Origin of the sequence: Streptomyces africanus (assembly GCF_002150735.1) — a bacterium.
In the GTDB taxonomy this organism is placed as follows: Bacteria; Actinomycetota; Actinomycetes; order Streptomycetales; family Streptomycetaceae; genus Streptomyces; species Streptomyces africanus.
The window spans coordinates 1-550 of record NZ_MUKA01000383.1; the positions used below are offsets into that span (position 1 = coordinate 1).

Annotated in this window: 1 protein-coding gene and 1 pseudogene; both read right to left on the bottom strand. The window is 63.8% G+C overall.

Features of this window, described 5'->3' with window-relative positions:
• Positions 1–348 (bottom strand): annotated as a pseudogene (locus CCL05_RS36870) (Asp-tRNA(Asn)/Glu-tRNA(Gln) amidotransferase subunit GatB); the annotation flags it as partial.
• 16 nt (positions 349–364) lie between these two features.
• On the bottom strand, positions 365–550 hold a 186-nt coding region (locus CCL05_RS36875; RefSeq protein WP_086564999.1), incomplete at its 5' end, for a hypothetical protein.

The following is a 550-nucleotide window of genomic DNA, read 5'->3' on the forward strand; positions in this document are numbered from 1 at the left end:
GCCGGTGTCCTCCTCCATGTGGGCGCGCTCGATCTCCACGCGGAAGGTCTCGCCGTCCTCCAGCTGTACGTCGAGGTAGCCGTTGAAGGCGATCGGCTCGTCGTACTGGGAGGTCTGGAAGTTCTTCGGCATGTCCGGATAGAAGTAGTTCTTCCGGGCGAAGCGGCACCATTCGGCGATCTCGCAGTTCAGCGCGAGGCCGATCCTGATCGCGGACTCGACGCCGGTCGAGCAACCGCAGAACATCTTGGTCTTGGTGCCGAGTTCGACATGGACCTCGAGGCCCATGACGGGGTCGTACGACGCGAGTGCGTCCTCGTACGACACCAGGTCGGTCGTGGTGGTCACGGTGAGTACTTCCCTCTCAGCCCAGCAGAACGTCGTCGTCGCCCAGCTGCTTCAGCTCGCGATAGAGAATGGCCAGGTTGGTGACGACCGCGGCTCCGGTCACGACGGCGTCGAGCAGCCGCAGCGTGTCGTTGTCTCCGCGGGCCTTCTTGATCTGCTTGTAGACCCCGACGGCGCCGAACGCCGACGTGGCCATCGAGAT